This window comes from Fonticella tunisiensis, from assembly GCF_004364155.1.
GTDB classification, from domain to species: Bacteria; Bacillota; Clostridia; order Clostridiales; family Caloramatoraceae; genus Fonticella; species Fonticella tunisiensis.
Map to the genome: position 1 here is coordinate 53,731 of NZ_SOAZ01000018.1, position 6,000 is coordinate 59,730.

At 37.3% G+C, this 6,000-nt stretch carries 7 protein-coding genes; 5 read left to right on the top strand and 2 right to left on the bottom strand.

All coding sequences use genetic code 11. The features are described from left to right. The first annotated feature begins 452 nt into the window (after positions 1-452). From aroA to EDD71_RS10550, 5 genes are all read left to right on the top strand, one after another. A complete protein-coding gene (gene aroA, locus EDD71_RS10535) occupies positions 453-1,736 on the top strand; it encodes a 3-phosphoshikimate 1-carboxyvinyltransferase (RefSeq protein WP_133628702.1) in 1,284 nt (427 codons plus the stop codon). Beyond that, positions 1,708-2,787: a chorismate synthase gene (gene aroC, locus EDD71_RS10540; protein ID WP_133628703.1), complete on the top strand. Its 1,080-nt coding sequence runs from the start codon at positions 1,708-1,710 to the stop codon at positions 2,785-2,787. Before aroA ends, aroC begins: the two co-directional genes overlap by 29 nt. Before the next feature lie 22 nt (positions 2,788-2,809). Beyond that, a complete protein-coding gene (locus tag EDD71_RS15385; protein ID WP_166636444.1) occupies positions 2,810-2,950 on the top strand; it encodes a hypothetical protein in 141 nt (46 codons plus the stop codon). Next, positions 2,908-3,441, top strand: a complete 534-nt coding sequence (locus EDD71_RS10545) for a shikimate kinase (protein ID WP_243116448.1) — start codon at positions 2,908-2,910, stop codon at positions 3,439-3,441. The genes EDD71_RS15385 and EDD71_RS10545 overlap by 43 nt, the downstream gene beginning before the upstream one ends. Positions 3,442-3,572: 131 nt before the next feature. Next, entirely contained in the window at positions 3,573-4,196 is a 624-nt protein-coding gene (locus EDD71_RS10550; RefSeq protein ID WP_133628704.1) for an HAD-IA family hydrolase, read from the top strand. Between the two features lie 354 nt (positions 4,197-4,550). Here EDD71_RS10550 and EDD71_RS10555 read toward each other — a convergent pair whose 3' ends face one another. Both EDD71_RS10555 and EDD71_RS10560 read right to left on the bottom strand, forming a co-directional pair. After that, on the bottom strand, positions 4,551-4,976 hold the full coding sequence (locus tag EDD71_RS10555; RefSeq protein WP_133628705.1) for a SoxR reducing system RseC family protein: 426 nt from the start codon (positions 4,974-4,976) through the stop codon (positions 4,551-4,553). A 167-nt stretch (positions 4,977-5,143) separates the two neighbouring features. Beyond that, the gene (locus tag EDD71_RS10560; protein WP_133628706.1) at positions 5,144-5,806 is read right to left on the bottom strand and encodes a hypothetical protein; all 663 of its coding nucleotides are present in this window, start codon (positions 5,804-5,806) and stop codon (positions 5,144-5,146) included. Positions 5,807-6,000: the final 194 nt, after the last annotated feature.

A 6,000-nucleotide genomic window follows, 5' to 3' on the forward strand; every position in this document is an offset into this window, starting at 1 on the left:
TAAAATCCCTGTTTCTTCTCACTAAAAATAGATTAGAGGAAGAGCATTTGAAAGCATTAAACTTAAAAATAAATATGAACAGACTGCGGTCAAAGATGGTGAACAGAGATAACTCTGAAAGCATTTAGCTTCTTAGAGAGGTTTTTGTTATCTGCATATGTTTATGAAGTATTAAGGATTTATCTGTTTTGATGCACTGAAAGCCTGTCTTACTGTAGGCACAGTCTCTGAAGCTCCTAAAATAAGAGCGATGGAGAACAATCCATCAAACCTGATAGATTCTGTACATTGATGACATCCCTAAGAGAAATAGCTAAAATAAATGGTAGGAGTTAAAGCCGAGACAAACCACTAAAATCAATGTGGAGGCAAAACAAGATTCTATGCTTTTGCAGGAGAATTGCTGAATTTGCTTCTTTATATTTAGGAAATAGAAGGGAGGAACTCAGGGTTTGAACTGTGTAAGAATCACACCATCGAAGCTGCAGGGAAAAGTAAAGATTCCCCCATCGAAAAGCCTTTGCCATAGAGCAATTATAGCTGCAGGACTTGCCAGTGGAATAAGTCATATAGAGAATGTGATATTTTCTGAGGATATTACAGCTACCTGTAATGGTATGAAAGCGTTAGGAGTAGAGATTCAAAAGAACCGCAGCGGTTTGGTGATAAAAGGGGCACAGCCGCTGCATCTAAGGGAAGAAGAAATTAATTGTATTGAATCTGGCTCAACTTTACGTTTTTTAATTCCCATTGCTCTTTTGACAGGGGAGAAGATCACGTTCCAGGGTAGAGGTAGTCTAACAAGTCGGCCCCTAACTCCTTATTATAAAATCTTTGAAAAACAAAACATATATTATAGCAGTCAAGAAGGGCTACCCCTTACTTTACAGGGATATCTTGCGCCGGGAGATTACGAAATAGCAGGAAATATAAGTTCTCAATTTATTACAGGGCTTCTATTTGCACTTCCACTTTTAGAGGGAGATTCCAGGGTTATTATCACCACTGAATTGGAGTCCAAAGGATATGTTGATTTAACCCTGGATGTTTTACGCGAGTTTTTCATAAGGGTTGAAAATCGTCGTTATAGAGAGTTTTACATTCCAGGGAATCAAAAATATGTTGCAAAGAATTATAAGGTGGAAGGAGACTTTTCTCAAGCAGCCTTCTGGCTGGCAGCAGGAATACTTGGAGGACAGGTTGAATGTACTGATTTAAATAGGAATTCCCTTCAAGGGGATAAAGTCATTGTAGACATTATCAAGGAAATGGGAGGAAATATATCCATAGAGGGGGATACAATCACAACAAGGGCTTCAAGGACAAAGGGGATTACCATTGATGCTTCCCAGTGTCCTGACCTTGTACCAATCTTGACAGTTTTAGGGGCACTCAGTGAGGGGACGACTGAAATTATCAATGCAGGAAGACTTCGAATAAAGGAATCTGACCGATTAAAGGCGATTGCTACAGAGCTAAATAAATTAGGTGCAGAGGTAAAAGAAGAGTCGGAAGGCTTAGTGATTCATGGAAAAGAGCAGTTAAGAGGAGGAACAGTGGATAGTTGGAATGATCATCGTATAGCGATGGCACTTTCTATTGCTTCCATAAAATGCACTGAACCGGTGGAGATCATAAACAGCGGTGCTGTAAAAAAATCCTATCCTGAATTTTTTAAAGACTTTTTAATGTTAGGAGGAATTGTAAATGAGTGGAGTATGGGGGCAAAGGATTAAGTTTTCAATTTTTGGAGAATCTCATGGAAAAGCAATAGGGATAACTATTGATGGACTTCCGCCTGGAATAAACCTTGATTTGGAGGAGATTGAATTTGAGATGGGGAGAAGGGCCCCTGGAAAAAATGAATTTTCTACTCCAAGGAAGGAAAAGGATAGTTTTGAAATATTGAGCGGATATTTTAATGATCATACTACAGGGGCTCCACTATGCGCTGTTATATGGAATGGCGATCAGCATTCAAAGGACTATGAGCAGCTGAAAAACGTTTTACGGCCGGGACATGCAGATTATACAGGCTATGTCAAATATGCAGGATTTAATGACTATAGAGGGGGAGGACATTTTTCCGGACGTTTAACTGCTCCTCTGGTCTTTGCAGGAGCTGTGGCAAAGCAGATTTTAGCTAAAAGAGAGATTTTTATTGGAAGTCATATCTACCATATAGGAGGGATATATGACGTTCCTTTTGATAAAGTAAGAATAGAACCTCAGCTTTTGAGAGAACTTAGAAGAAACAGTTTTCCCGTGTTAGATGAAAAAAAAGGCCAGGAAATGAAAAATTTGATATTGGAAACAAAAAAAGAGCTGGATTCTATTGGTGGAGTGATAGAGGCGGCAGCGGTGAATTTGCCGGCAGGTTTAGGTTCTCCTTTTTTCGATTCTGTAGAAAGCAATCTAGCACATCTATTATTTTCTATTCCTGCGGTGAAAGGAGTAGAATTTGGAACAGGTTTTGAGATTGCAAAAATGAAGGGCTCTCAGGCTAATGATGAGTATTACATAGAAAATGGAAAAGTAAAGACATTTACAAATCATAACGGAGGAATATTAGGAGGAATTACAAGTGGAATGCCCTTAATTTTTAGAGCTGCTTTTAAACCTACAGCTTCTATAGGAAAGATTCAAAAAACCATTGATATATCTAAAAAAGAGAGTACACAGTTGCAAGTGAAAGGACGTCACGATCCCTGTATTGTACAAAGGGCCATACCCGTAGTGGAAGCTGTAACAGCCATGGCTATTTTAGATTTACTGTATTCCAATTAAGGTTTTAAGGTGTGGGATGCAAATGAAGGAGTTGTTAGAATTAAGGAAAGAGATGCATCAAATGACAGGTATACCTCCAATAACTAGATTATTGAAAGTGTTTTTAAGGAGGGAGAAGGTATGGGAAAAAGAATGGATACCAATAAAAACATCGTATTTATAGGAATGCCGGGTTGCGGTAAATCCAGTATAGGAAAGATTGTTGCGGAAAGACTTAAGCTGCCTTTTTATGATGTGGATGAGTACATCGAAAAAAAAGCAGGAAAGACAATCAAGGAGATTTTTCAGCATGGAGAAGAGCATTTTAGAAGAATAGAAAGCGAAGCCATAAGGGAAATCAGTCAAAATCGTCCCTCGGTGATATCTACCGGAGGGGGAGCAGTAAAGGTTCCTCTCAATATGAAAATATTACGGGAAAATTCAGTCATATTCTTTATAAACCGGCCGATAGAGAAGATACTTCAGGATATCGATATATCTGTACGACCTCTTTTGGCAGGAGATGCGTCAAAGATTTATGAGCTTTATCAGGAAAGATATCCCTTGTACAAGAAGTATTGCGATATTGAGGTTATGAATGATAGGGAGTTTCAGGATGTTGTAAATAAAATCATTCGTTTTTTAGGGAAAATGCTGTATGATGGTTTAGAGTAGCTAGAACTTCTATCAGTTTATTATCCACGGCTTATTACTGCTAAAAATGTTCCAGCAATTTTTAGTTTTAAAGATAATGATATAATGGGGATATACTAATAAATGAAAACGAAAAAATGGAGGATTGCGTTATGTTCACGGATATCATATGGGATTTTGATGGAACGCTTTTTGATACATATCCCGGTATGGTTGATGCTTTTCAAAGAGCTTTAAAGGAGGATGGTATAGAGGAGGATGGAGAAGATATTTTAAGTCTTATGAAAAGCTCGCTGAGTTGTGCAGTTAATCATTATAAGGATAAATATTCTTTAAGGGATGATTTTATTGAAAGGTACAGCGCCTATGAAAAAAATATAGAAGAGACTAAAAGGGCTCCATTTCCATATGCAAGGGAGATATGTGAGGCTGTGATTAAGAAGGAGGGAAGAAATTTTCTTCTCACTCACAGGGGAAATTCAACTCATAAATATCTAAAATATTATGAAATGGAATCTCTCTTTGCCGAAATAGTTACAAAACACTACGGCTTTAATAGAAAGCCCCATCCCCAGGGTTTTTTATATTTGATAAATAAATATAAAATTGATAAAAGCCGTGCCCTTGGAGTGGGAGACAGAGAACTTGATGTGCTTGCGGCTAAAAATGCAGGTATTAAAGCCTGCCTCTATATGACATATGAAATTCCACCAGTTAAGGAAGCGGATTATACTATAACTTCACTTAAGGAGATGTATGACATTTTAGATCTATAATAATTAATGTTCTGACCAATAATAATCTGCTGCTATCTGCAGAATATGGACATGCTATTTTTTCAAAAAAGCGGAGATAATATAATATATGAAATACACATCGAGGGGGCAAGTAGAAGTTCTTAATGAGTGGGCAGCTGAGAAGCCTTAGTGGAGTTCGTGGTGTTTAAGTTCAGTCAGCTTTAAAAGCTTACTTGGCTGCAGCTACCCCGAATCTTAGAACTTCTCTGCGCAAGCGAAGCAGTAAATTGAATATGTTATTTTATTGCAGAGTCTTTTAAAGACAAAACTAGCAGTAAATGAATGATTGATCACCAATATAAGCGTATATATTTTTCAGAGTATCACATTGAATTACTTTATTATCTGTACTATCTTTATAGCCAATCCTTTATTTTTTACAAGCTTCTTATCCATGGCTTTTAAAATTAGAAAATATAGTCCAAGGACTGCAAGACCGACAACTACCCCTATAAGCTCTGCACTTTTGGAGTAGCCCTTTGATATAAGTGTATAGAAAGCTGCTGCATAGGATGCTATTAAAAGTATTGCAGGGATTACGTATGTAATAAAGGCTGCAAACATAACTCCCTTTGTCGATGAATCTATTTTTACAAACTGGCCAACTGATGCATTTACAGAGTTTTCTGCTTCAACTATGAGGCTTGTACTTTCACAGCCGCCACATGAGCCGCAGTTGCCTCCGCAGCCTGAAGCGCGGAAAACTTCAACCTCTGCTTTATCTCCCTTTACTTTAATTACTCTACCGAATTGTTCCATATAAACTCCCCCTGTGATAGGTTCTAATATTATTTAATCACTTTTTTATGGATAAAACAATATTCGTCGCGTATTTAAAAAACTTCCTGCAGATAAACTGCAGGAAGTTTTTATAATTCACTTTTCGACTGTAAGGTTAAATCTTCTGAAATTGACACCAGAAGGTTTTATTTTTTAACTATTTCATTTACAAAGCCGGGTTCGCCGTCAAACTCAGAGGGTGTTACCCTATAAGTGAAGTCACTATTAGCATTTGTGATAAAGGATTTTATCCAGGCATGTCTGAGTCTGTAAAGGGTTTCAATATCTGCACCTACTGATTCCCAGTATCCCCTGTGGAGACATCTAATGTTGTTCCACTGAACCCTGTCAGGCTCATTTTTTACAACGATGTTTACAAGGTCGCAGGGCATGCCTTCAAGAAGGTAGTTATTTAGAGCTTTATATATTTCAGGAGCTGTACCGATGGGGAAATGGGACTTTGCTTCATTTCCACAGTATGCCCCCTGTTCTTCGTAAACCTTAAGAGCAATGTCAACTGCTTCCTGGCCATACTTTTTGAATGCCTTTGCAAGAATTTCAGCATGTCTTGTTTCTGCAATGTCAATTCTTCCCTGAAGCCAGCCATGGATATTTGATAAATCTATAAGATCTTCTATAGGCTTATCTTCAAGAGGAAGGCCGTAATTTTCCTGGGCAGATTTAACTATTGTTTTAATATCGCTGCCAAATTTATCTTCAAAGGCATCAATTAAATTCTTTTCGAGATGTTCATATAATTTTATTTTGTTAAATACCCATGAATGTATTGGCGCTAAAAATGCACTCATGTTATCTCTCCCTTCAATATTATCTGCACAATAGAAGTATAATATTTATTGATAAGTGATACTGTAATTTTTATCACATATCGTATCACATTATGTTTCCAGAAATTTCGCAGCTAAAAAAATAAATAGGGCGTAGCCCCTTGATATGTAATGGTTTAGATGAATAATAATTGAAATATGTAAATTCCGATTTT

Coding starts and splice junctions, on each gene's coding strand:
- EDD71_RS15385 (WP_166636444.1), top strand. CDS start 2,810: ATGAAGGAGTTGTTAGAATTAAGGAAAGAGATGCATCAAATGACAGGT.
- EDD71_RS10545 (WP_243116448.1), top strand. CDS start 2,908: ATGGGAAAAAGAATGGATACCAATAAAAACATCGTATTTATAGGAATG.
- aroC (WP_133628703.1), top strand. CDS start 1,708: ATGAGTGGAGTATGGGGGCAAAGGATTAAGTTTTCAATTTTTGGAGAA.
- EDD71_RS10550 (WP_133628704.1), top strand. CDS start 3,573: ATGTTCACGGATATCATATGGGATTTTGATGGAACGCTTTTTGATACA.
- EDD71_RS10555 (WP_133628705.1), bottom strand. CDS start 4,976: ATGGAACAATTCGGTAGAGTAATTAAAGTAAAGGGAGATAAAGCAGAG.
- EDD71_RS10560 (WP_133628706.1), bottom strand. CDS start 5,806: ATGAGTGCATTTTTAGCGCCAATACATTCATGGGTATTTAACAAAATA.